The following is a 23,525-nucleotide window of genomic DNA, read 5'->3' on the forward strand; positions in this document are numbered from 1 at the left end:
AGGCTGTCTGCACAAAAAAATACCGCCGGTTTCCCAGCGGCATTGTCTATATTTTTACTGTCATAATGATTCTTCACGGCGTTTTTCTTCGTAAATCAGATACTTCAGCAAAATCATCTCCACCGTCATAAAGTAAAGCGTTGTCGTTTCATAATTGCGGATGTAGGAAGTACTGACCCTGGATGTACTGATGTAAAGGCTTTCCGTGCTCATCTGCGCCAGTGTATTGTTTCTCAGCTTGGTCATAGAAACAATGGGGATTCCCTTCATATTAAGCATTTTTGCAAACTCGAGGACATGCGCCGACTCCCCGGAAAGCGAAACGATAATGACCAGATCCCCTTCCCGCAGAATATCGCTGATCAGCTCCCGCTCCCCTCTGCCTCCTTCAATCTGGTTCATACAGATCTGCGCAGACAAAAATGCCCTTGCAAACTCCTTCGCTACAAAGGACTGCACCGCGCCTGACCCATAGACAAAGATTCTTTTTGCCTCGTAAATCAGACGACAGACTTCCGCATAGTCATTTTTTTCCATCTCGTCAATCCTCTTTCGGTAATCACTGCAGACCTCCTTGACAATATCCCGGGTAGGCTTCTTTGAATCTGCAATCTCCATCTTCAAATGAATCTTCAGCTCACTGAACCCATCCATAGATAGCTTTTTGGCAAATCGTAAGATCGTTGTCCGTGAAACGCTGCATTTCCTCGCCAGCTCCTCAATCGTACACTGGCTGCACTCCAGCCGGTGGCTATCGATATAGTTCCAGATATGCAGGTCATTTTCATTTAACTTTCCATAATTAATTTTTACCAAATCATCCAGTGCCATAACCACCCCTCCTCTCTCTTTCTTTCAGCTCTAATCTCCTTCTTGAAAAAAACGCACAAGAAACTTTTTCCTCAAATACATATATCCGATTCCATCCGCAAGCAACCATCCGATAGGAACCGCGGCCCATATCCCCGTTACCCCGATCTGAGGGACTGCAGACAAAACGTAAGCCAGCGCCACCCTGCTCCCCAGTGATGCCACGGTCAGGATCACGGACATACCCGGCATCTTGACCGCCCTGTAGAATCCATAGAACAGGAATAAAAATCCGATCAGGCAGTAAAAGCTTCCCTCAATTCTCAGATAGTTCATACCCACTGCAAGTATCTCTGTCTCCTGTGGTTTTACAAACAGCAGAAGCAGTGGTTTCGCAAAGATACACACACCTGCAGAGATCACCAGACAAAAAATTAATACGAGCAGCACGGCATCTCTGATTCCTTCCCGTATGCGCTCCTTCTTCCCTGCCCCATAATTCTGCGCTACGAATGTGGAAAATGCATTTCCGAAATCCTGCACAGGCATATAGGCAAAAGAGTCGATCTTTACCGCAGCAGAAAAAGCCGCCATCACGATCGTACCAAAACTGTTCACAAGCCCCTGTACCATTAATATCCCGAAGTTCATAACCGACTGCTGGATACAGGTCAGAAAAGATAATTGAAAGATTTCCTTTAAAACCGGCATATTCCATCTGAAATGCTTTCTGCCGGGCATCATATCCCAAAACTTCAGCACGACATACAGACTGATCCCTGCCGCGGATACATACTGTGAAATCACCGTAGCCGCAGCTGCTCCCGCAACCCCCATCTTTAAGGCCAGCACAAAATACAGATCCAGCCCAATATTCAGAACCGCCGATATCCCCAGAAATACCAACGGCACAGTGGAGTTGCCGAGGGCCCTCAGCCATGAGGCGAAAAAGTTATAGAGGAAGGTCGCCGGTATCCCCCAGAAGATAACCCATAAGTACTGACGCATCATTCCGTAAATCTCCACGGGTACCTGCATGAGCCTGAGAATCAGGTCGATTCCTCCGAATACAATCCCAACCACAAAGGCTGTCACGCCTCCGATCAGGACAAAAGACATAAACACCCCGTTTTTCAGGCCATCCATGTCTTTTTTGCCAAAACAAAGGGAAAACTCCACGCCGCTGCCCATACACAGTCCTAACAAAATCGATGTCAGAAATGTCATCAACGTGTAGGAAGCACCGACTGCCGCCAGTGCCTCCTTCCCTAAAAATTGTCCTACGATTAAAGTATCAACAATATTATATAGCTGCTGAAGCAGATTTCCCGCCATCATAGGCAGGGCAAACCAGATCAGAGACTTTCTGATACTGCCCTCTGTAAAATCCCGATTCATGTTTCTTCACCAGATAAGGCCTGCAGTTAATCCAATATCTCTACAGCTGCCCGTTCGATCGGCAGACCTGCCACATACCTCTCCATAAACTTCTCAAAGCCTTCCACATCCTTCGGATCCGGCTCGAGTGTCACAGACTCCTCGTCTGCAAATATCTTCTGCGCCAGATAGGCATCCAGTGTCTCGCCCGCCTCTTTGTTCTTCATATAGGAAGCCAGCAGTGCAATGCCCCAGGCGCCTCCCTCTCCTGCCGTCTCCATGACAGATACCGGCACCTTTGTCGCTGCTGCCATGATTCTCTGTCCTACACCGGCTGTCTTGAACAACCCGCCGTGACCCAGAATCTGGTCAAGCTCCACACCGTCGTTGTAGAGGATGTCCATCCCCAGCTTCAGAGCGCCCAGGCAGGTGAACAGATGGGAACGCATAAAGTTAGCCAGCGTAAACTTACTTTCGGATGTTCTCGCAAACAGCGGGCTTCCCTTCTCAAAACCGGTAATGTGCTCACCTGAAAAATAGCAGTAGGAAAGCAGTCCGCCGCAGTCCGCATCGCCTTCCAGCGCCTTATTATACAGGGTTCCATACAGCTTATTCATGTCCACATCCATGCCCATCGCTTCTGAAAATTCTTTAAACAGATTCACCCATGCATTTAAATCTGATGTACAGTTATTGGAGTGTACCATAGCCACAAGATCTCCTGCGGGTGTCGTTACCATATCGATCTCCGGATATACTTTGGAAAGTTCTCTTTCAAGAACAACCATAGCAAAAACAGAGGTTCCGGCTGATACATTTGCTGTACGCTTTGCGACACTGTTTGTCGCAGCCATACCCGTACCTGCGTCACTCTCCGGCGGGCACAGCGGAATTCCTGCTTTTAAAGTACCTGTCACATCCAGCAGTTTGGCCCCCTCTTCGCTGAGCACGCCTGCATCTTCCCCTGCCACCAGTACTTCCGGAAGCAGCGCTCCCAGGTTCCATGGGAATCCGCACTCTTTTACAAGTTCGTCGAACTGTCCGATCATGTAGCGGTTGAAATCCTTCTTCTCTACATCGATCGGGAACATGCCGGAAGCCTCGCCGATACCAAGCACCTTTCTGCCCGTCAGCTGCCAATGCACATACCCGGCCAGCGTTGTAAAGAAATCAACATCTTTCACATGTTCTTCCCCATTCAGAATCGCCTGGTAAAGATGCGCGATACTCCATCTCTGCGGAATATTATAATGAAATACCTCTGTCAGCTTCTCTGAAGCCTGTCCGGTGATATTATTGCGCCATGTACGGAACGGTGTCAGCAGCTCTCCGGCTTTATCAAAAGGGAGGTAGCCGTGCATCATGCCGCTGAACCCGATGGAACCAATTGTTTCCAGTGCCAGCCCATATGTAGCCTTTACACTGCCTGCCAGATCCTGATAGCAATCCTGCAGCCCCTTCCATACAGCATCCAGGCTGTATGTCCAGATGTCGTTCACGTACTGATTCTCCCAATCGTGACTGCCTGATGCAAGAACCTTACCGGCCTCATCCACCAGTACGGCTTTAATCCTTGTAGAGCCAAATTCAATTCCCAGAGCGGTCTTTCCCGCAGTAATGATTTCTTTTGCTTCCATGCTTATTAAACACCCTTTCCTACTTATTCAGAATTGTCTCCTTACTTCCAGGCCTTCTTCTCATGCTATTTTACAGAACTCCTGAATTAACTCTATTTTATCCTTTCCGGGTATTTAATACAACTATTTTTTAACAAAGTTTTCTTGCCGGGATTTACTCGTTACTGTTCAGACCGTGCCGTGCACTCCGCTGCACGGCATCGGAGCCAACGTAGTGATGCGGGGCATCTGGTCTCCGCTCCGTTTCGGTCCGTGCTTAACATGCACCGCTGGCGCATAGCACCCCTCGCCAAAGGCGACTTTTAATGGGCAGATGCAGTTACTGTACATGCCCGAAGGGTGTGAACAGTAACATTTGCCCGAGGGCACATATACGCGAAATGAAAGAATTGTCCTCTAGCTATTTATTTCTACTAATTCCAATACTTCTCCATGTACTTTTCAACCTCCGCCAGCTCCAAACCGAATTCTTCTGCTACCTTAGCTTTGGAATCGTCCTTGGAAAATCCCATCTTACGACAAAAATTTATCAATATCTGTATTCCTTCCTGTATTCCCCTCAGATGCCCTTCTTGGAACCCCTCTTCTTTTACCTGCCGCATATGCTTTTCCTCATCATATTCGTAGATGCTCACACTTTTCGCCTCCGCTCTGTTCTTTCTAAGAAATCCCGCCAGAATATCCTCCCTGATACATTCCGTAATCGCCAGTTCCACCGCAGCCTCGAGGTTCATGCTGCAAGCATATTCCCTCACCCTCGCGACATACTCAGAATAATCTTTCAGTGTCTTGCATGTATCTAACAGTTTTGTATTGTGTCCCGGATTTATATTAAACAAAACTGCCGTCAATTCAAGCGCATACTCTCGTTCAGGTACGGTAAAGGCGTCAGATAGCCTTAAAACCTTCATATCTTCCAATTTTTCAGTCCCGTTATAAAAGATTACAAATCTCGGAGTTGGAATCCGTATTGGCTTCTTTCCATATAAGTTTTCATCTTTTGTCATAACAGAGTATAAATCCGACACATACATCAAACAGCGCAGCGGAAGATTCGGACTGTACGTAGACTGATGCTCGTATAATGTCAGACGGGAATCAATGATAAAGGACAGGTCATTCCTCATAGACATATAAATTGCATTTTCCAAGGTATTAATTTCCAATAATTCCGGATCATTATAATCCGTTCCATTCATTGCATTATACAATTCCAGTAATGCCCTCTTCTCACTGAATATCATTTCAAACAGTCTGGATTTGTAGGTACGTTTTACGTGCATCCCACCGGCGTTTTCATTTACCGCCTCGTGTTCCTGCCGCTGTGCTGATTCTTTGTAATTGGCATCTTTCTGCATATATCTGCCTCCTTCGTAATGATGCAGGAGGCTCCCTACTATCCAAAGTATATTCTGCTGAAACCTCTCTGCTGTTTAAATTGGAATCCAAAGCATTGAGATTTCTTGTATTGATATCTGTCTTTAGAAATGAGACCAGATCCGGGCTTGCCCGTTTAGAAGTTTTAGAAATATGTTCATGCTTTTAAAATATCTTAACATATTAAATACATAAGCGCTAGTCTATTGTCAGCAGAAAACAGAAGTGACATACTTCTACAAGTATGATAGAATGGTACTGGACTAAATAAATTAACTATAAAGAAAGAATTACTATGAAAACACTTTATAATATATGCATAGGCCTGTCATTAGGCCTGTTGTCTGGTGGTATTGCGGGCGTGATAAAGTCGGTGTGCAGCCGGAAAACATATTCTGAAAAAAAGGTGCAGTCTAACCGGCGGTTAGTCAATCGATTGGCATCTATATTAAAATATATTACATTTATGCTCCTGATTTTGGGATTGATTTGGTGTAGTTATTTTCTTATACTGGGGATCTTTGTTCCGGGGCAGGCGGATTATGCGAATAATATGGCTGAACTTGTTGTTTCTGTTCTTAGTGTCATCTCTATTTTATTTGCCTTTGTTGAATTTTTGAGAAGAAAGGATGATAAAAAGTAGGAAACAGAAATAGACTGTTTCCTACTTTTCACCTTACTAGATAGACCATTATTTAAGCCAAGGTAATCGTGATTTTCTTCATTTCTCTCTCTTGCAAATACCCGCGTTTGATTTCCAGCACTACATCCGCCTGCTTTGCTGCTTCAGCGGAGTGCGTCACCACAACAACGCATTTTCCGAACGCATGGGCGCTCTCTTTCAAAACCACTGTAATGTCCCTTGCACTATCTGCGTCCAGGTTCCCAGTCGGTTCGTCCGCCAAAATGACCGGAGCATCGGAGGCCAGCGCCCGCGCAATCGCTACACGCTGCTGTTGGCCGCCGGACAGCTTCAGCACATTCCGGGTGCTCTCGGCCCTGGTAAGTCCCAGCCGCTCCAGGATAGGCCCGGCGTCAAGCTTGGCGGTAAGCCGCACATTTTCCATTGGCGTCATGTAATCGATCAGGTTGTAGCTTTGGAAGATCAGGGAGATATGATTCCTGCGGTGATATTCCAGGCTCTTGGTCCTGACGTCCTCACCGTCGAACAGGATGTTTCCTTGTGTCGGCGTATCAAGTCCGCCCAACAGGGACAGCAGCGTGGTCTTGCCGGATCCGGACGGACCAAGGACGGCATACATTCTCCCTGCTTCCAGTTCCGCATTGACATTTGATAAAATCTCCTTCCCCTTTTCGTAGGCATAGCAAACATTTTTCAATTCTAAAATACACATAACAGTCCCTCCTTCAACTCATTTTCGACAGAATTTCCCGCGGCTTTAGACGCATGACGGTGATAGACGATACACTCACGGCCACAATGATGATGGCAAATCCGATCAAATACAGCTGGACAAGGTTAGCAGCCCCCACGGACACCTCTATGCGATTCTTTTCAGGCAATGGTTTCTGTATAAGATTGTCTGCGCCCACATCAACAGCAGCGGCAGAGGCAGTAACATCATCACCGGCCTCCGGTTTTGTCTGCATACTCTGCTCCAATAGTTGATTCCCAATCTGCCCTGCCATGGCATTGCCGGTGAAATAGGAAAAGCCAAAGGCGAGAACAGCAATCAAGAGCACCTCTATCAAATACTGGCCGATAATGGCCGGCTTCCTGATGCCCATGGACAAAAATACTCCTGTTTCATGGATGCGGGTCTTTGTCCAGAGGGTCAGGATCAGTGCCAGAATGATGGCGCTGACAACAATAATCACTACCAGCAGAGTAACCACAAGTTCATTCAACGCAGTCAGCGGCGCCGTTGCGTTTTCATAAACTTTGTTGTCCGTTTCAACAGTAAAAGCTTTCCAGTCAATCCCCTGCAGATCTTTTACGTCAGACACCACCCGCGCCAAATCCTGCGGGTCTTCTACGGTGACATTGACTGCTGAAAATCCGTAGTTGATTGCACCGCCGTCAATTTCGACTGCCGTTTGCAAATCTACGAACACCTGGTTCTGGATTTTGTCGTAGGTTGTAACTGTTTCTCCAAACTGCTCCACCTTATCAGGGGTAAACAGTCCGATGACCTGCACCCGCATCTCCTGTCCGGTAAAGCCCTGGTCTTCGATGCTGTAACTGTGCGCGGTAATATAGTCCCCGGCCTGCAGGCCGCTCTTTTCTGCTAAATCCCTGCTGATCAGTGCCACATGACGATCATTCACGGAAATGTGCCGCCCTTTCGTCAGCGCCAGCGTCCCGGTGGTAAAATATTCATCGTCTTCACTCATACAGACACCCAGCACCTTTGTATGTCTCTTATACTTTTCATCGATAGCTACCGTTCCGGGAAACAGAGAAAATTCCTCAAATGGAGCAAGAATGTCCTGCCTTGCACTGCAGTATTTTACGCCTGATATGGCCTTTATTGCAGCGATGTTGTCCGGCGTAAACTGTAAAGTTGAATACTGTAGAAAACTGGTAGACGTTTTTCCGGTTTCCTCATCAGCCTCATTATCTTGGATGGTTTCCCTGACCACATACGGACTGTTTTCCCAATCTACCCGAATATCAAACCTGCCTCCCAAACTTTCCCGCAGGGCAAGCTGCGTATCCTCTGACGCTTTCCAGATACTAAGCCCCGTCAGTACAAAGGTTGCCATTACCAGCAGAATGACAAAAAGCAGGACGCTTTTGCCTCTTTTTTTTGTGACGTATAAAAATGCCCGCCTGATAAATCCCATACTATGCACCTCCATTTTCTTTGCAGAGATAGAATAGCATGCCAATATGGAGGCAGTATGAAAGGAATATGGAATCGGCAAGGAAGCAGATGAGAGTGCAGAGAGCTTCCTCTATTCTTTATAGCTGAATAACAAAACGCATTCCAGGCGGCTGCTTCATCGGACGGAAGGCATAGGACAGTCCCAGATCTCCCAGGAGCATATCAACAATATACAGCCCCAGCCCGTTTCCCCCGTCATTACGGTTCCTGGCATAATCGGGCCGATAAAACGGCTCAAAAAGATTCTGTAAGTCTTTGGCTGGGATCGGTGTGCATTCGTTCTCTATGACAAAAGCAGGCCCCTCAAAATAGACGGAAACCGTCTTCCCTGGATCTGTATAAGCAACAGCATTGGCGAGAATGTTAGACACCGCTTTACTAAACAATTTGGGCGGCAGCACGGCGGAGAAGCCGCCTGACAAATCTATATGAAAAACGATGCCGCGTGCTTTGGCGATCTGATCATACGGCTCGCATAACACGGTCAGCAGCCCGGACAGGTCAGTCTGGACCGGGATCTCATTTTTCAGCGGGCCGCCCGCGCCGGACGCTTCCAGGATCTCCTGGATCATTCCTGACAGCTGCTCCGCCATTTCCTTGCACTCCGGCAGACAGGCCTCAACATCCCGGTACTTCCCGATGCCTAGGATCATGTTCTCCAGCGTGGCGTTCAGGGCGGTCAGAGGGGTTTTCAGTTCGTGCGATGCCGCCCGCATAAAATCCACCTTAGCCTGCTCCAATTCCCTTATACGCTGCTTTTCGATTTCAAGGGTTTCAATGGCTGAAAGCAGGTTTTGGTATAAGCCGTTGATATTATCAGCCAGCACGCCGATCTCGTCTTCAGTCCGGATCTGGCAAACCGCGGACTTATCCATTTTTGCCATCCGCTCGGTCACGACAGAGAGCTGCTTAACGGGAACCGTGATCTGCCGGGAGAACAGGAGGGAGCACAGGATGGAGACCACAACGCAGCAGATAAGAGAAATTGGCAGAACTTTTTGAATCATCTGCATAATATACGGTGTCAAATTGAATTTGCCGGTAATGATCAGGTCACCGCTGCCGGGTCCAGGGGATAAATCAAAAGAAACCTGAGGGGTGAGGAAATACAGTAGGGCGTGGGCCACCAGCACGATAAAAAGCATGAGCCCCAATGTGTAGAAAAATATCTTTGGATAGATTTTCAACCGTTTCATTGATCCACCTCTAATTTATATCCAATCCCTTTTACCGTAACCAGGCAGCCGAGACGCAGTTTCTTTCGAAGATTTTTAATGTATGTGTCAACGGTTCGGTCGATGATTGGATTGTCGTCGCCCCACAGCTCGTCCAGGATTTGATTCCGGGTCAGAACGAGACCCTTGTGTTCCACAAATAGACGCAGCAGGTCGATTTCCTTGGGTGTCAACTCAATTATTCCTTCCTCGTCCCTTGCCGTATAGCCGGAAAAATCTACGGTAACATCACCAAACGCCATCGTTTCCGGTATTGCGCTCTGCCCGCTCCGCCGCAGCAGCGCCATGATCCGCTTCCCCAATAAAACCATGGAGAAGGGCTTGGTAATATAATCGTCCGCCTGCTCGTCAAAGCTCTTTACCTGCGTGTATTCATCCTCAATCGCGGTGAGCATAAGGACTGGCGCAAAGCTGGTGCGCCGGATTTCATGCAGTACAGCCAGCCCGGTCATTTTGGGAAGCATGATGTCCAAAACCACCAGGTCAGGCTTCTCCTCCCGAAAGTGCCTTACCGCCTGTGCTCCATCGTAGGCCGGAATGGCCTTATGCCCGGCGGATTTCATATACTCACATATAGCTTCATTCGTTTTAAAATCGTCTTCCACAATCAATAACGTGGCCATAAAAATCACCTCCAGTCTCAGTATAGCATCTCCATGTGGAAAGAGTATGGAAAGATTTCTATGATTGTTTACCGTCCATCTTATAGACCGCCTCCTCTGATCCCTCTGTCTCCCAGATCTTTAAAAGCACTGCCTCATAGGCGATTTATCATCCGTATATTTTTTCCAAACATGAAAATACTATTCTGAGAAACTATTTAAGGAGGCACGTATGGACACACAAATACTGCAGTTGATTAACGTACAGATTAATTTTGAATTCTTTTCTTCTTATCTTTACCTTGGTTTTGCAAATTATTACGCGGAAGCCGATCTGGACGGTTTTGAGAACTGGTTCCGCATTCAGGCGCAGGAGGAACTTGATCACGCCATGCTGCTGATCCAGTATCTTCATAATAATGACGAAAAAGTCGAACTGGAGCAGATCCGTAAACCCGATCTGAAACTGACCTCCCATGCCCAGCCGCTGAAAGTCGCTTATGAGCATGAGAAGCAGGTAACCGTGCGGTTTAACCAGATTTATGAGACGGCTTTTAAGAAAAAAGATTTCCGTACCACACAGCTGCTTGAATGGTTCATTATGGAACAGGGCGAGGAAGAAAAGGCAGCCAGCGACCTCGTGGCCAAAATGAATCTGTTCGGTAATGACTCGAAAGGACTCTACGAACTCAACAAAGAGTTTGCGGCAAGAGTCTATGCTGCCCCTTCACTCGTTCTCTAAAACAAACTGCACCATTTTGGGCAGGCCATGAAAAGTATCATTCAAACGGAGGAATTAAAAATGTCAAAACATGAACCAATTTTTTACGCCTGTGACAATTGTCATATCATAATTGAAGAAATCAACGGTACAAAAGAGGGGTTTTCCTGCTGTGGAATCCAGATGGAAAAACTTACCCCGAACACTTCTGAAGGCGCCCACGAAAAGCATATGCCGGTTGTGGAACAAAACGGAAACACTATCACCGTTAAGGTGGGGAGTATCTTTCATCCTATGTCTGAGGAACACAGTATTGAGTGGATCTACCTGCAGACAGAAAAGGGCGGCCAGAGAATCCATCTGGATCCGGACGAAGAACCGGTCGCAACATTTGTAGTGTGTGATGGGGACAGGGCGCTGGCGGCATACGCATACTGTAACCTGCATGGGTTCTGGAAGGTGGATATCTAGACGGGAGGTGCGTGGAAGAAGTACGCCTGCACAAAAAGAGAGTCCGTCCGGTACGGGCGAAAAAGAAAAGGCCCCTTTGCAGGCGTATTCTATGCTCCTGCAAAGGGGCCTTTTCTTTTTCGCCCGTACCGGACGGACTCTCTTTTTGTACATCCGGGCGGCAGGGCTCTCCGACTTGGGGGGTATCTCGGACGGGAGCGTTCGATGCTACTCCATTCCGAAGGGAATCTCTGCCAGTACGCTCATGTCGCCGTTTTTATCTATTACTTGTAGTATGAATTGTGTGGCGTCGGAGTGGTCGAATACCATTCCCTGTACCTGGCCTCCGTTTTCTGTGTCTGTTGTGCTGCTGCCGAATTCTTCATATACGCGGTTTCCGTTGGTGTCTGTCAGGATGACTGCCGGGTTTCTTTCTATATATTCTTCGGGCATGAAGAGTTCGATGTGCATATTACTTGGTGTTTGTGTTACTTTCTGTACAATGAATCCGTTGTTTTCTGCATTTGGCTCTGCCTCTTTGTTCTGGGTTGTGTCCATGGTTGGCTTGAATTTCAGAGTCCAGCTGCCTTTTATGCTTTTGAATCCGAGTCTGCTGAAGTCTGCTTTGCCGTAGTTTTCCAGGGTTGTGTCTTCCTCTTCGCCGAATCTGTGGGCGCCTATGGCGTCTGCGTGGATTTCTATTGTTGTGTTTTCGGTGAATTCACCATTTTCTACGTAGGATGCAGGTATCCTCATGAGGGAGACATAGACTCCGTCCTCCGATTTTTTTCCGGTTAATGTTTCTGTGGTGTATGCCTCTTTTCCATCTACGGTAAGCCAGGCCCAGAAGGAAACCGGATCCCCTTCCTTGTAGGTGAGCAAATCGAGTCTGTCGGCGGTGTTCAGCTCCGGATCCTCTGTGCGCATGGAAAGGGTAAAGTATAAATCCAGTCCGTCACAATATGCATCTGTCACGCTGATGGTGATTCCCTGGTCTTCCGCTACGTTTGTGATCTCCTCTTCGGGCTCTGTTACTACCGGCTTGGAATGCTTCTCGATATTGCTGTATGCGGTCTTGTCTTTCTCGGGGTAAGGGGTATCCTCCCGCATCTTCTGCAGGCGGCCGAATACATCTCCCAATAGCGGGATATCCTTTGCCAGCGCCGGGTTTACATAAAACACGCCCGACAATACAATGACCATGCACGCGGCGGCTGCTGCAATCCCAAGCCCTCTGTACATCCTTTTCTTTTTACTGCTGCCCTTAAGTTGTTTCATACGCACCTCACCGCTTCGGATTTTGTCATACATTTCCCCCATACGGTCATCTACGATTTCCGGTATCTTTATATCATTCTGCAATGCTTCTTTCAGTTCGATATCATGATCCTGTCTCTTCATCCCTGCACCTCCATTCCATATGCTGACGTCGGGTTTTCCTTCAGATATATTTTTTTGAAGGAGTTCCGCCCCCGCGACAGCCTCGTTTTTACGGTATTCTCGTTCATCTCCAGTATGGAGCCGATTTCTTTGATACTAAAGCCTTCCACATAGTAAAGCAGCAAAACAATCCGGTACTGGTCCTCCAGCTGATTCAACAGGCCTAAGAACTCCCTGCCGGACGTATCCACCTGTATTTCCTCCAATTCCGGATGTTCATATATTGGCACCATTTTCCCACGCTCCTTTAATATGCGGTTACAGTGATTAATTAGTATTCTGGTCAGCCATGTCTTAAAGAACTCCGGCTGCCGCAGGCCCTGCAGATTTTCAAAGCTGCTCAGAACCGTGTCCTGCATGGCGTCTGCAGCGTCTGCATCATTTTTCAGCATGCTGACTGCAATTTTATACAAAGCCTGCTTATGCTCTTCCATTAATAGTATAAAAGCTTCCTTATTACCCGCCTGTGCCCTTTTTACCAGATTTCTCAACTTCACACTCCCCCTTTGTATAGCAGCTTATGTCTGATATTTCATTGTCACGCCCAAACATTCTGTCCGGCGGGACTAGCGGTTATCACACCTGCTCTGTCTTGGATAATTGTATTCATAATTTTTATTCAATCGATTGATACTAATTAGATAAATAAATAGATTGAAAAGTTTCAGTATATTGAAAAAATTATACGGAATTATTTTCCATGTGAATCTCATTGATTTAACTTCTGCCTGCAGGTTCTTACTGCAATGTATAACATCCCGCATAATCAGCCTTTATTTTAGTCATAATAATAAAGCCATAATTTTATTTATGAGGAGGTGTCCAAATGGATCAAAACTATCAGATAGCCGACATATCCGGTCAATGTGTCCATGAGATTGACAAACTGCAGAAAACTCTGAAAGAAAAAACCAACCAGGAAATTGTACTGATTGCTTATACACCGGCAGAAAAAAAGGATTAAAGCAGTAAAGAAGTAAGACCGGACTCTAAAATATGAGATATGCCTAGTACAGCAGTGCATTAATCTTTCAGTAATAAGTGCCTGATATCTGCGTCAGAGGTGTGCCTGCTTTCGCGACGGCGTAGTGGTTCCTACGTCTAGCGAAAGCAGGTGCAGCTATGGCGTAGAGAGCAGGTGCTTATTGCTGAATTATTAGTGCACTGCTGTACTAGTTCTATTTGCAAAATAATTCTAACACAAAAGGTCATTTTCCTGTATAAAATCAAGAAAATGACCTCTTATTATACGTATTCTTGTTTTTAGTGAAAATCTCCCCCCTATAGAAGCGGGAGATTTTCACTTTTCTCGTTAAATACGAATCGCACTTATTTACCTGCCGGTTCCATCCCCAGCTTTTTTCTTTGGAGGACGTATCCGGATACAGAGCAGTTCTTTTACTTCCTCAAAAATCTTTTCCGTAGTCACATCGATCATCAGCCATCTGGAGCCGTTAAATACATTCGTATTCTTATAAAGCTCCTGCAGATATGAGCTGAAGGATCCCAGCATCAGTTCCGTCTCCGGCGCTTCTTTTCTCCCGATCGATATGAGGCAGGTGAAATAACCGTTATTCGGATATAAGGTGCACAATGCCCTGCTGCTTTTCTTATATTTCACATTCCATCCCGGCGCCCCGGAACATCTGCTGTATTCTATGGCCGGCTTTATGGAATACGTTTCTTCAATAAATTCACACAGCCCATCCCAAAACGGACAGTCCACATAAGCGCTGATGTCCTCAAATTCAGGTTTGTCTTCTCTTGTATATGCTTCAATCCATCCCATGATATTTCCTCCGTTAGTTTGTATTTTCATGTAACAGTCCGGGTTTGCCTGAACCGTTACATTTTCCTCTATCATACCACAATAATCAGGACAGCTGTGTGTCGTCTTTATTTCTTTTTAACCGGATAACATACTTCTGTTACCAAATCGTCCGGGCTTTTCGCCTCATAGGGGCTTACGTGGTAAATACAGAACGACGGGCCGTCGAATTCATAGCCGTTTTCCTGAATCCATCTGGCAACAGATTCGTTCACCTTTGTGATCTGGTCATAGCTTCCGCTGTATGTTGCCGAAGCCATCTGAACCGGCGCCACGGTCTTGAATCTTACATGTTCTGTATCTTTATAAGATCCCTCCACACAGGCCTGTATTTCAACATCTACATCACCGTCTTTGAATCCCTCATCGTGGAATATTGCAAGTCCGTAGCACGGCACGGCCTGTTTCAAATTCTGGGAAGCAGTCTCCTCATTTAACAGCTGCCACAGCATCCCCTCCGCGTCATATGCCGGGATTACCTGGCGCACACTGGCTACATACCTCTGGGGGAGCGTCTTTAACGTTACTTCATAATTCATAAGATTACCATCCTTTCTCAACCATCTGATCGTATTGTCCAGAACCTGTAACCGTTCCCTTGTCAGCCGTTCCTGCTCCTCAAGCTCCCTGCGCTTAACCAGCAGGAACTCTTCTATAGCCCGGGGATCATCATACTTTTCTAAGATCTCCCCAATCACTGCAAGGCCAAAGCCCATGCTTTTCAATACCTGGATTCTTTCAGCCAGCGGCAGCTGGGATACGCCATAGTAGCGGTAACCGGAGAGGTCATCCACGACCTCCGGCTTCAAAAGGCCGATCTCATCATAATGGCGCAGCATACGGATACTGATTCTTGACAACTTCGAAAAATCTCCTATTTTTAACATTGGTACCACCTCTCACATGTGTGTATTTCTGAGCTCATTTATAACATACAGTATACCATAATGTGAGAGTCAAGTACTTATCGGGATTTAGTCGGCAAGCTTTAGACTTGTCGACGGACGGGGACGCTTCATGACAGGGAGGCCGGGGAGGTGCTGGGGCTGTATATGCCGTTGCGATATGCACCCATGCTGCTAAGTGATTCTAGAACACCCGATGCCGGATAGGCGGGTACGCTGAACACATCACGGGAAATCTGATGATTTCCCGCGCTGGGTTCAGCAANTTATTATTTATCTTCATTTCACAAGGCAATTATATCGGCTGATTATTGAATTCTTATCATCTGTTGGTTGGAATTCTGTAAAATATTTTCCTGGAAATGTTAAATTATTTTACATTTTCAGTTACCTGGAGTATAGTCGGCAAGCTTTAGACTTGTCGACGGATGGGGACGCGAAATAAAGGGAACGCCGCCAGCCTTCCCTTTATTTCGCTGGGTTCATCCAATCGGCAGATAAACTTGTCAACTAGGGAGGTCCGTAACGGGGGCAGCGTATTGAGTCGTTTGATGGCACAGCATAGCCCCGGTACATAGAAAGAGTAAATTGAGCTTTATTCTGCTGCTGACTCTTCCCCAGGTATGAATTACAGGGTGCCTTTGGATATACTTTCACTGTACAGGATGTTCGAAAATGTTGAATACTAAATGCAGGACCCATTCCAAAAATAATTTTCATGCGCTTTCAGCACAACAATTTATATTTCTATAAAGTTACAACCGTATCGTTGATAAATGAATGGGGACTTCATGTTCCACCGGTCGAATCAATACACTGCCCCCGTTACGGACCCTCCCCAGTAGACGAGCTTTACTGCCGATTGGATGAACCCAGCGAAAGGACGGGATAGCCGAAAACCTCCCGGAGAACATCCATGTCCTTTCAAAAATGCTCAAAGCGGGCCTTAGAAATTCTTGGTGGGAAACAGCCCTGAAAATGGAGAGATTTTTGGATTCCGAATCCAAAAATCAGCTGACCCAGCGCGAGAAATCATCGGATTTCTCGTGATGTGTCAGTGGTGCTCCATTTTCAGGGCTGTTTCCCGCCTAGAATTTCTTAGGTCCGCGGCCGCGTTTTTGAAAGGACATGGATGTTCTCCGGGAGGCTTTCGGCTATCCCTTCATGGAGCGTCCCCATCCGCGCCGAGGCTAAAGCTCGTCGCTAAATCCCGATATGAGAGTCAGGAGAAGTTCCGGACTAGGAGATCGCTTTTTTCTATAAAGTCCTCGATTGTATCAAACCCGGACTCTTCAAGCATTTTCATAACATAAGGATTTTCCAGCGGGGTGGCAAAGGGGGCGCTGTCTCCATATGCATTTACCTGCCTGCGCCCTTCTTTTCGGTCCAGGATGGCTTTGGGACCTCCCACGCATCCGCCCTGGCATCCCATTCCTTCGAAGAAATTGGCATCCGTCTCTTTGTTCTGAATCCGTTTAATTAATTCACGGCAGGCCGGTATACCGTCTGCCTGTTCTGCCCTCACCTTTATCTTCCGATCCGGTCTCAGCTGCTTCTCGGTCTCCTGCACGGCCTCGCTCACGCCGCCGGTTCTGGCGTAGATCCGGCCCGCCCTGGAAGAATGCTCCTTTTCTTTATCGGCCAGTTCCTCCGGGTGGATGTCCGCGGCCTCAAAGATATCCTGTATTTCCTGAAATGTCAGCACGTAATCCACAGCCCCGGCAATATCCGGCTCTTTTGCTTCGCTCTTCTTTGCCAGACAGGGGCCTGCAAATACGGTGAGTGCATCCGGATGCAGCTGTTTTATCATTCGCCCGCAGGCAACCATGGGAGATACGGCCCCCGGCACATGGGGCATCAATTCATGATACATCTTGCGGATCATAGAGATCCAGATTGGACAGCAGCAGCTTGTAAGCTGGTAATCTCCCGCTTCGTTGACATGTTTATCAAACTCCAGCGCTTCTTTTAAGGTCAGGATATCCGCAAAGAGAGCAACTTCCACCATTCCCGTGAAACCCAGGGCCTGAAAAGCGGTCCGCAGCTTTCCCGGAGTGACTTTCTCCGAAAACTGTCCCAGAAAGGCCGGGGCAACCATCATGTATACAGGCCCTTTTGACTCCCTTACGGCCTTCATTGCCGGAAGCACGTCCCTGCCTGCTGTGATTTTATCCGTCTTGCACGCCTCAATACACGCCTCACACCCGGTACACAAATCCGGATTGATGAATAATTTTCCATCCTCTCCAACCTCAATTGCGTCAAAGATACAGCTGTTCTGGCACGCACGCTCATATTCGCACTCCTCGCACGGCTCATTAAAGACGACCGGTGCATGGCTCTGGGGATGGAGAAGACAATCCAGATGATAAGGGTGGTACTCGGGCGGCAGAGGCGCTTTTAGTGATATTTTCCGGTTCAGAATCTCCCGGTACAGCTCTTCAAATGTTTTCATTTTAATTTCTCCCATTTCTAACTGATATTACCAGTTATTATGGGCGGAGCGTTCCGTTTTTATGCACATCCAAAACGCCCGGATGCCGTAACGGCACCGGGCGCAGACGAACCATGTATCAGAATTATATTCGCTGTATGTCAGTCTTTCCTTGCGTCCCCCCAGAAGAACAGGGCAACCGTTCCCGGGCCTGTATGGCTTCCGATCGTTGTCCCAACACTGTTGATCACAACTTTTCCGTTAAGCTTTGGGAAACGTTCTTCTATCATATCCGCCACTTTTCTGGCATCATTGTAGCAGTCCGAGTGGGATATAAAACACTTTCCGGAGTAATCCAGCCTGTTCTCTGCAAACAGTTCCATTTTCTTTACGATCTCCCGGATTACCTTCTTCTTTCCCCTGATCTTGAAGCGGGGAATCAAGTGCCCGGTGTGATCCATGTTGAGCAGCGGACAGATCTCCAGCGCTGTTCCAAACCAACCGGAAACCCTGGATATACGGCCCCCTTTTACATAAAAGGTGAGATCTGTTGAAAAAAACCAGTGGTGCAGATTCAGTTTGTGAGCCTCTGCCCATTGGTACACTTCCTCCAGACTCTTGCCTTCGTCCCGCAGGTCGGCCAGACGATCCATAAGCAGCCCGTAACCGGAAGAAGCCCCCAGTGAATCTACGATAAAAATCTTCCTGTCCGGAAACTCCTCCAACAGTGCCTCTTTCGCCGTCTCCGCAGAATTAACCACTCCGGACAGCCCGGATGACAGGCATACATGCAGAATGTCCTTTCCCTGGATAAGTATGCTGCGGAAATACTCCATAAATTCCCCCGCATTTACCTGAGAAGTCTTGGTATCCGCCCCTTCTTTCATTCTAGCATAAAAAACATCAAAAGGCATACTCTGCCCCAAATCATCCGTATATTCCACACCGTCCAAATAATAATGAAAGCATATGAATGAGATATCCCGTTCTTTAAAATGCTCCGGCGATAAATCCGCAGTTGAGCAACAGCTTAATGCATAATTTTCCACAATTCTCTCCCCCTTTTCTGCTGCATTTATAATTTTATCTTACTCGTATATCACAGTTATGTCAACTATTTTATATAGTTGTTAATACTACCTTGTGCATTTTTAACCCCGAAAAAATAAATATCTTCACCATATTTCTGCGAAAGATACCTGATGCCGCCCTGGTGTCTGTCTGTATCTCTGGCAGAAACGATTTTCGTACTATTTTAAAGGAATCCGGTGCATTGTTATTCCTGTCACAAACCTATAAAATAAAAGAAAAAGGATAAAAGGAGGATCCAATATGACTTCAAAAGAACGTGTAATGGCAGTTTTTTCCCATCAGATTCCGGACCGTATTCCCATGTGGTGCGGTGCGTCTCCCGATTTTATGGCAAAGGCGCGCAGCTTTCTGAATGTTAAGAATGACGAAGAGGTTCTGCGGCGTTTCCATGACGATTTCCGCCGGGTTTATTCACGTTATGCCGGACCGGACCAATTTAATCCGGACTGTGGTCCCATGAATGGAAAGACAAAATCCATATTTGGCATTGAAAGAGACGGGATTGGCTACGGACAGGCAGCGTTCCACCCCCTTGCCAATGCTGCCGTCGAGGAAATCCATGCCTATGCCTGGCCGTCTCCCGACTGGTTTGATGTCTCATATATCAGAGAAGACGCACTGGCATGGGAGAATCAATATGCTGTCCTGGGCGGGGAATGGTGCCCTATTTTTCATGATGCCATCGACCTGCTCGGCATGGAAAATATGATGATCCTAATGTATGAAAACCCGGATATCGTACACGCCGTACTTTCCCACGTCACAGATTTCTACTATGAGCTGTCCGCAAGAGTATTTGAGGCGGCCCAAGGGGCAATCGATATTTTCTTCATTGGAAATGATCTGGGCAGCCAGACCGGACCTCTGCTGGGCGAAGAATTGTTCCGCGAATTCCTATATCCTTACCTGAAGCAGCTGGCGGATCTTGGAAGGGAATACGGACTTCCTACGATGATGCATTGCTGCGGCAGCTACACCCAGCTTATGCCTGCGCTAATTGAGAGCGGCATCTCCGCCGTGCAGAGTCTGCAGCCGATCACCAGGGAAATGCAGCCGGCTTACCTGAAAAAGCACTTCGGTGAAAGGCTTATCCTCAATGGATGTATCGATTCTATCAGCGTACTGATCAATGGAAGCATCGAAGACGCAGTCAGGGTAACCCGTGAAACCATCAAATGCATGAAGCCCGGAGGCGGCTACATTCTTTCCCCAAGCCATGACTACCTTCTGGAAGAGACTCCGCTTGAGAATGTACTCGCTATGTACGATACCTGCCTGGAAGATGGCTGGTACACCACAGATTAAGTAACTGGTTAATCTGTGCAATGAGTATCAGCCTTCATTCCTTATCGTTTTATAAGGCTTGCCAGAACCTGGTAAAGGTACTCAACATCCACCGGTTTGGTCACAAAACCATTCATTCCGGCATCAGCCGCAGCGTCGGCATCCTCTTTAAACGTATTCGCAGTCATTGCTATCACAGGGATCTCTGCCGCATCGGCCCGATCCAGGCTGCGAATGGCCCTGCACGCTTCCAGCCCGTCCATGACGGGCATCTGAATATCCATCAGAACCGCCTGATATTCGCCCGGGCTGCTTTCCCGGAATAACTCGAGCGCTTGTTTTCCGTTCTCTGCCCGCTTCACCGATGCACCCTGCATCTTCAGCAGTTCAACGGCGATCTCTGCATTTAGGTCATTATCCTCGGCAAGGATAAAATTCATGTGCGCCAGGAAATGATCGGTCTCCGTCTTCTCCTGTTTTGGCTCCAGCACCCCAATTGGAAATTCAACGGTGAAATAAAATTCACTGCCCTTTCCTTCCTGGCTGGCAAGCTTCAGTTCGCCCCCCATCAGCCTGATGAGCGTCCTGCTGATGGCCAGTCCCAGTCCGGTTCCCTGGCTTTTAGAAAAGCTGGTGCCAACCTGCTCAAATGCTTCAAAAATACGATTCTGATTCTCCTCGGATATCCCCATGCCATTATCAATAACCTGGAATCTGTATGCCGCTTTCTTTTCAGAACTCTGCATCTGCGTTACACATACTCTGACCCTTCCTCCCTTAGGAGTAAACTTAAAAGCATTAGAAATCAGGTTTGTAAGCACCTGTTTCAGGCGTACCGAATCCCCGACAACCACATCATCCTGAATCTCCGTCTCCAACCGAAAGTCCAAGCCCCGCCTTTTTGCTTCCGCCGTCATCATGCTTTCCAACTCATCCAGAATCTGCTCCATAGCGAATGGCTCGCTGGTCACTGTCATCATACCGCTTTCAATTCTGCTCATATCCAGGATGTCACTGATCAGGCTCAGCAGATAACGGGAAGAGGCACGTATCTTGGAAAGATTCTCCCTTACATTATCCGGAACGCTGTCCATCATACAGGTAAGGTCGCTTATGCCGACAATTGCATTCATTGGGGTTCTGATCTCATGGCTCATCCTGGACAAAAATTCCCCTTTCGCACGGCTTTCAGCCTCGGCCCTCTCCAGGTTTGCCTGCATTTTTGCCGCATGAATACGATAGCGCGCCATAATCAGAACAAAAACAACTACCAGAAGGGATATCCCTGCCAATATGGCTATAAACAGCAGGGGATTCGCATAAATCATCTGGATTGCTGAAAGATGTCCCGTGCCTATGGATATCATATTCTGGCTCTCTATCGTCTCTTTCTCGTCACTGGTCATGGTGTTAATGGCTTTGTTCATGATCGTCAGCAGCTCTCCCTCAACCGGACTGGGCATTGCAAAACTCATTTCATTTTTTTCATTGACCACAGTATTCGGGATCACATTTTTAAACTGATTCGCCTGTATTTCCTGCTCAATTCTTGAGGAAAGACCATAATAGAAATCGACTTCTCCTCTGTTAACTGCACGCAGCGCTTCGTTCACGGTTTCATAGTACTTTACCTTAGATACCTGGATACCGCCAGGCATCACCCGGCCCTCGGTCACTGCCCCGATAAGTCCTTCTGAGGGAAATGTCACAGACTTATTACGTGCTATAATGTCATTCAGAACTGCATACGGCTTTGTTACTGCCAGATTCATCCGGGCGCCTTCGTTATCAGTGCCAAGAAAAGAGCCGAGCATATCCGCTTTTCCCTTTTTCACCAAATCCAGCGAATCACTGTAACTATCCGCATAAACAAATTCAAATTTCAGCCCTGAAAATTCTTCCACCTTTTTCAACACATCGGGAATTATACCGTCATGCTGTCCGTCATCGTTTTCTATGCAATACAGCGGGTGCCATTTTTTAATAACGGCAACCTTTACCAACTTCTTTTTGCTGATGTACGCCTTCTCAGACTCGTTCAAATGTATACTTGCCATTCCCGAATCAGGAAAATTAGCCTCGTAGCGCTCCTCGGCAAAATTAGGGTTAGAGTCCATAATTTTCGCCATCGCCATATTCAATCCGTCCAAAACTTCCTGGTTATGCCCCGTTGTAACAATGTAGTGGGGCTGTGAATCAAACTTTGCCACCACACGGAACAGACCGGAATCTTCTGTGTTATTTCCCAGAAGCATATCCACCCTTCCATCTTCCAGATAATGATAGAAGTTTCCATCCACCTGCTGCTCCCGCGTTAATTCAATCAGTTCGGCTTCTATATTATTACTGTCCAAAAACACCTTGAGACGGTGGATATTTTCCGCAGCGTTTTTATAAACGCCTATCTTCTTTCCGGTCATGCTTTTCCAGTCAAAGGCTCTAATGCTATCATCCTGCTTTCTGGCCAGCAGAATAGATTTGCTGTAACCGGTATTGTAATCCGGATAAGCAAAGTATTCTTCCATTCCGTCCAAATAATAAGCTCCGCCCATTAAATCATAATCACCAGCCATGAACTCATCAATAATGGTCTCCACTGTTGTGTCAATAAATTCATATTTCCATCCTGTATATTTAGCAATCTCATTAAGATAATCGACCACGATACCATGACGGGTTCCGTCCTCATCTGTTTCCGTATATCCTTCCAATTCCGGGAAAGCAACCCGAAGGACAAGCTGTTCCGTCTGCTCTTCTGCCTGCACAGGTGCCGATGAACAAAGCAATGCCGCTGCCGTCGCCGCCAACATCATGATACAGTTTTTTAATCTCCCCTTCCATAATATCGCCATATCCCTGAGCTCCTTTTTCATAATGGTTTTGTCACATCTGATTATATCATATGTCTCCTGCAGATGCGGTATATATTCCAAATATTTTTCTATTTCTCAGCCTGTGCTATTCCAATCTAGGCAGAATCTCCCCCAGTATTTCAACCGCCTCATTCAATCTCCTCAGTTCTTCCTGACTCAATTTTTCTTCCAGAGAACGAAGAAAATCCTTATTTTTCAGATAATATTCATCTAAATAGTCAACGGCCTTCTGCGTAAGCCGCAGCCAGATCATCCGCCTGTCATTTTCATGATACTGCCGTTCTATAAATCCATACTGATAGAGCTTATCCACAAGCTTTGTGGCCTGCTGTTTTGGAACCTTCAGCTGCTGAGCCAGCTCCGTCATAGTCACTGTCTCGCATTTTCTAAGTGTTTCCAGGCAGTAGTATGTCTCCAGGCTCATCTCCTTGTGCAGCGTCTCTTTAAACGGGCGTACTAATTTTGAATGCCAGTCAGGCATTACCAGAAGTAGATTTTTTACAAATTGTTCAGAATATCTTTCTTTTTTCATCTTTACTCTCCATTGACAAATGAACGTAATCGTGTTATGCTCTTAAATTAGTAAATAAAATATGACTATCATCATTGTT

21 protein-coding genes are annotated in these 23,525 nt (G+C 46.9%); 5 read left to right on the top strand and 16 right to left on the bottom strand.

From position 1 onward, the window contains the following. Positions 1–60 precede the first annotated feature (60 nt). The 4 genes from BN1938_RS13335 to BN1938_RS13350 all read right to left on the bottom strand — a co-directional run bounded on the left by BN1938_RS13335 (position 61) and on the right by BN1938_RS13350 (position 5,182). Positions 61–831, bottom strand: coding sequence for a MurR/RpiR family transcriptional regulator (locus BN1938_RS13335; protein WP_050641078.1), 771 nt, complete (start codon positions 829–831; stop codon positions 61–63). A 30-nt stretch (positions 832–861) separates the two neighbouring features. Beyond that, positions 862–2,208: an MATE family efflux transporter gene (locus BN1938_RS13340; protein WP_050641079.1), complete on the bottom strand. Its 1,347-nt coding sequence runs from the start codon at positions 2,206–2,208 to the stop codon at positions 862–864. 26 nt (positions 2,209–2,234) lie between these two features. Then, positions 2,235–3,824 carry a xylulokinase gene (locus BN1938_RS13345; RefSeq protein WP_050641080.1) on the bottom strand — a complete coding sequence of 530 codons (1,590 nt, stop codon included), beginning with the start codon at positions 3,822–3,824 and terminating at the stop codon, positions 2,235–2,237. Between the two features lie 413 nt (positions 3,825–4,237). Then, the gene (locus BN1938_RS13350; RefSeq protein ID WP_082202999.1) at positions 4,238–5,182 is read right to left on the bottom strand and encodes an RpnC/YadD family protein; all 945 of its coding nucleotides are present in this window, start codon (positions 5,180–5,182) and stop codon (positions 4,238–4,240) included. A gap of 314 nt (positions 5,183–5,496) precedes the next feature. Between BN1938_RS13350 and BN1938_RS13355 the strand changes: the two genes are divergently transcribed. After that, positions 5,497–5,844, top strand: coding sequence for a hypothetical protein (locus BN1938_RS13355; RefSeq protein WP_050641081.1), 348 nt, complete (start codon positions 5,497–5,499; stop codon positions 5,842–5,844). A gap of 52 nt (positions 5,845–5,896) precedes the next feature. On the opposite strand, the gene BN1938_RS13360 is transcribed toward BN1938_RS13355, so the two are convergent. From BN1938_RS13360 to BN1938_RS13375, 4 genes are all read right to left on the bottom strand, one after another. Next, positions 5,897–6,556, bottom strand: coding sequence for an ATP-binding cassette domain-containing protein (locus tag BN1938_RS13360; protein WP_050641082.1), 660 nt, complete (start codon positions 6,554–6,556; stop codon positions 5,897–5,899). A 13-nt stretch (positions 6,557–6,569) separates the two neighbouring features. After that, positions 6,570–8,009 (bottom strand): ABC transporter permease, encoded by a 1,440-nt coding sequence (locus BN1938_RS13365; RefSeq protein WP_050641083.1) that lies wholly within the window; start codon positions 8,007–8,009, stop codon positions 6,570–6,572. A 118-nt stretch (positions 8,010–8,127) separates the two neighbouring features. Next, on the bottom strand, positions 8,128–9,195 hold the full coding sequence (locus BN1938_RS13370) for a HAMP domain-containing sensor histidine kinase (RefSeq protein WP_330581573.1): 1,068 nt from the start codon (positions 9,193–9,195) through the stop codon (positions 8,128–8,130). Positions 9,196–9,242: 47 nt separating this feature from the next. Further along, positions 9,243–9,908: a response regulator transcription factor gene (locus BN1938_RS13375; protein ID WP_050641085.1), complete on the bottom strand. Its 666-nt coding sequence runs from the start codon at positions 9,906–9,908 to the stop codon at positions 9,243–9,245. A gap of 211 nt (positions 9,909–10,119) precedes the next feature. Here BN1938_RS13375 and BN1938_RS13380 point away from each other — a divergent pair, with 211 nt between their 5' ends. After that, positions 10,120–10,629 carry a ferritin gene (locus BN1938_RS13380; RefSeq protein WP_050641086.1) on the top strand — a complete coding sequence of 170 codons (510 nt, stop codon included), beginning with the start codon at positions 10,120–10,122 and terminating at the stop codon, positions 10,627–10,629. A gap of 60 nt (positions 10,630–10,689) precedes the next feature. Continuing rightward, positions 10,690–11,079 carry a desulfoferrodoxin family protein gene (locus BN1938_RS13385; protein ID WP_050641087.1) on the top strand — a complete coding sequence of 130 codons (390 nt, stop codon included), beginning with the start codon at positions 10,690–10,692 and terminating at the stop codon, positions 11,077–11,079. 207 nt (positions 11,080–11,286) lie between these two features. Here the strand turns inward: BN1938_RS13385 and BN1938_RS13390 are convergent, their stop codons facing one another. Beyond that, positions 11,287–12,459 (bottom strand): DUF4179 domain-containing protein, encoded by a 1,173-nt coding sequence (locus tag BN1938_RS13390; protein ID WP_050641088.1) that lies wholly within the window; start codon positions 12,457–12,459, stop codon positions 11,287–11,289. Continuing rightward, positions 12,456–12,989 carry a sigma-70 family RNA polymerase sigma factor gene (locus BN1938_RS13395; protein ID WP_050641089.1) on the bottom strand — a complete coding sequence of 178 codons (534 nt, stop codon included), beginning with the start codon at positions 12,987–12,989 and terminating at the stop codon, positions 12,456–12,458. The genes BN1938_RS13390 and BN1938_RS13395 overlap by 4 nt, the downstream gene beginning before the upstream one ends. A gap of 335 nt (positions 12,990–13,324) precedes the next feature. Between BN1938_RS13395 and BN1938_RS23705 the strand changes: the two genes are divergently transcribed. Then, a complete protein-coding gene (locus BN1938_RS23705; protein ID WP_167702515.1) occupies positions 13,325–13,462 on the top strand; it encodes a hypothetical protein in 138 nt (45 codons plus the stop codon). 369 nt (positions 13,463–13,831) lie between these two features. Here BN1938_RS23705 and BN1938_RS13400 read toward each other — a convergent pair whose 3' ends face one another. The 4 genes from BN1938_RS13400 to BN1938_RS13415 form a co-directional block, all read right to left on the bottom strand. Further along, entirely contained in the window at positions 13,832–14,287 is a 456-nt protein-coding gene (locus BN1938_RS13400) for a DUF3788 domain-containing protein (protein WP_050641090.1), read from the bottom strand. A gap of 107 nt (positions 14,288–14,394) precedes the next feature. After that, positions 14,395–15,213 carry a MerR family transcriptional regulator gene (locus tag BN1938_RS13405; protein WP_050641091.1) on the bottom strand — a complete coding sequence of 273 codons (819 nt, stop codon included), beginning with the start codon at positions 15,211–15,213 and terminating at the stop codon, positions 14,395–14,397. Positions 15,214–16,453: 1,240 nt separating this feature from the next. Continuing rightward, positions 16,454–17,686, bottom strand: coding sequence for a [Fe-Fe] hydrogenase large subunit C-terminal domain-containing protein (locus tag BN1938_RS13410; RefSeq protein ID WP_050641092.1), 1,233 nt, complete (start codon positions 17,684–17,686; stop codon positions 16,454–16,456). A gap of 140 nt (positions 17,687–17,826) precedes the next feature. Then, on the bottom strand, positions 17,827–18,714 hold the full coding sequence (locus BN1938_RS13415; protein WP_050641093.1) for a DegV family protein: 888 nt from the start codon (positions 18,712–18,714) through the stop codon (positions 17,827–17,829). Between the two features lie 283 nt (positions 18,715–18,997). Here BN1938_RS13415 and BN1938_RS13420 point away from each other — a divergent pair, with 283 nt between their 5' ends. Further along, on the top strand, positions 18,998–20,062 hold the full coding sequence (locus BN1938_RS13420; protein ID WP_050641094.1) for a uroporphyrinogen decarboxylase family protein: 1,065 nt from the start codon (positions 18,998–19,000) through the stop codon (positions 20,060–20,062). Positions 20,063–20,103: 41 nt separating this feature from the next. Here BN1938_RS13420 and BN1938_RS13425 read toward each other — a convergent pair whose 3' ends face one another. Together BN1938_RS13425 and BN1938_RS13430 are read right to left on the bottom strand one after the other, a co-directional pair. After that, positions 20,104–22,893: an ATP-binding protein gene (locus BN1938_RS13425; protein ID WP_242843861.1), complete on the bottom strand. Its 2,790-nt coding sequence runs from the start codon at positions 22,891–22,893 to the stop codon at positions 20,104–20,106. 106 nt (positions 22,894–22,999) lie between these two features. Next, positions 23,000–23,446, bottom strand: coding sequence for a MarR family winged helix-turn-helix transcriptional regulator (locus BN1938_RS13430; RefSeq protein WP_050641096.1), 447 nt, complete (start codon positions 23,444–23,446; stop codon positions 23,000–23,002). Positions 23,447–23,525 lie beyond the last annotated feature (79 nt).

This window comes from Eubacterium sp. SB2, assembly GCF_001244405.1.
GTDB lineage: Bacteria > Bacillota > Clostridia > Lachnospirales > Lachnospiraceae > Faecalicatena > Faecalicatena contortus_B.

Bases quoted from the DNA above. Each gene is read 5' to 3' on its own strand.
- BN1938_RS13335 (WP_050641078.1), bottom strand. From the start codon at position 831: ATGGCACTGGATGATTTGGTAAAAATTAATTATGGAAAGTTAAATGAA.
- BN1938_RS13340 (WP_050641079.1), bottom strand. From the start codon at position 2,208: ATGAATCGGGATTTTACAGAGGGCAGTATCAGAAAGTCTCTGATCTGG.
- BN1938_RS13345 (WP_050641080.1), bottom strand. From the start codon at position 3,824: ATGGAAGCAAAAGAAATCATTACTGCGGGAAAGACCGCTCTGGGAATT.
- BN1938_RS13350 (WP_082202999.1), bottom strand. From the start codon at position 5,182: ATGCAGAAAGATGCCAATTACAAAGAATCAGCACAGCGGCAGGAACAC.
- BN1938_RS13355 (WP_050641081.1), top strand. From the start codon at position 5,497: ATGAAAACACTTTATAATATATGCATAGGCCTGTCATTAGGCCTGTTG.
- BN1938_RS13360 (WP_050641082.1), bottom strand. From the start codon at position 6,556: ATGTGTATTTTAGAATTGAAAAATGTTTGCTATGCCTACGAAAAGGGG.
- BN1938_RS13365 (WP_050641083.1), bottom strand. From the start codon at position 8,009: ATGGGATTTATCAGGCGGGCATTTTTATACGTCACAAAAAAAAGAGGC.
- BN1938_RS13370 (WP_330581573.1), bottom strand. From the start codon at position 9,195: ATGCTTTTTATCGTGCTGGTGGCCCACGCCCTACTGTATTTCCTCACC.
- BN1938_RS13375 (WP_050641085.1), bottom strand. From the start codon at position 9,908: ATGGCCACGTTATTGATTGTGGAAGACGATTTTAAAACGAATGAAGCT.
- BN1938_RS13380 (WP_050641086.1), top strand. From the start codon at position 10,120: ATGGACACACAAATACTGCAGTTGATTAACGTACAGATTAATTTTGAA.
- BN1938_RS13385 (WP_050641087.1), top strand. From the start codon at position 10,690: ATGTCAAAACATGAACCAATTTTTTACGCCTGTGACAATTGTCATATC.
- BN1938_RS13390 (WP_050641088.1), bottom strand. From the start codon at position 12,459: ATGAAGAGACAGGATCATGATATCGAACTGAAAGAAGCATTGCAGAAT.
- BN1938_RS23705 (WP_167702515.1), top strand. From the start codon at position 13,325: ATGGATCAAAACTATCAGATAGCCGACATATCCGGTCAATGTGTCCAT.
- BN1938_RS13400 (WP_050641090.1), bottom strand. From the start codon at position 14,287: ATGGGATGGATTGAAGCATATACAAGAGAAGACAAACCTGAATTTGAG.
- BN1938_RS13405 (WP_050641091.1), bottom strand. From the start codon at position 15,213: ATGTTAAAAATAGGAGATTTTTCGAAGTTGTCAAGAATCAGTATCCGT.
- BN1938_RS13410 (WP_050641092.1), bottom strand. From the start codon at position 17,686: ATGAAAACATTTGAAGAGCTGTACCGGGAGATTCTGAACCGGAAAATA.
- BN1938_RS13420 (WP_050641094.1), top strand. From the start codon at position 18,998: ATGACTTCAAAAGAACGTGTAATGGCAGTTTTTTCCCATCAGATTCCG.
- BN1938_RS13425 (WP_242843861.1), bottom strand. From the start codon at position 22,893: ATGGCGATATTATGGAAGGGGAGATTAAAAAACTGTATCATGATGTTG.
- BN1938_RS13430 (WP_050641096.1), bottom strand. From the start codon at position 23,446: ATGAAAAAAGAAAGATATTCTGAACAATTTGTAAAAAATCTACTTCTG.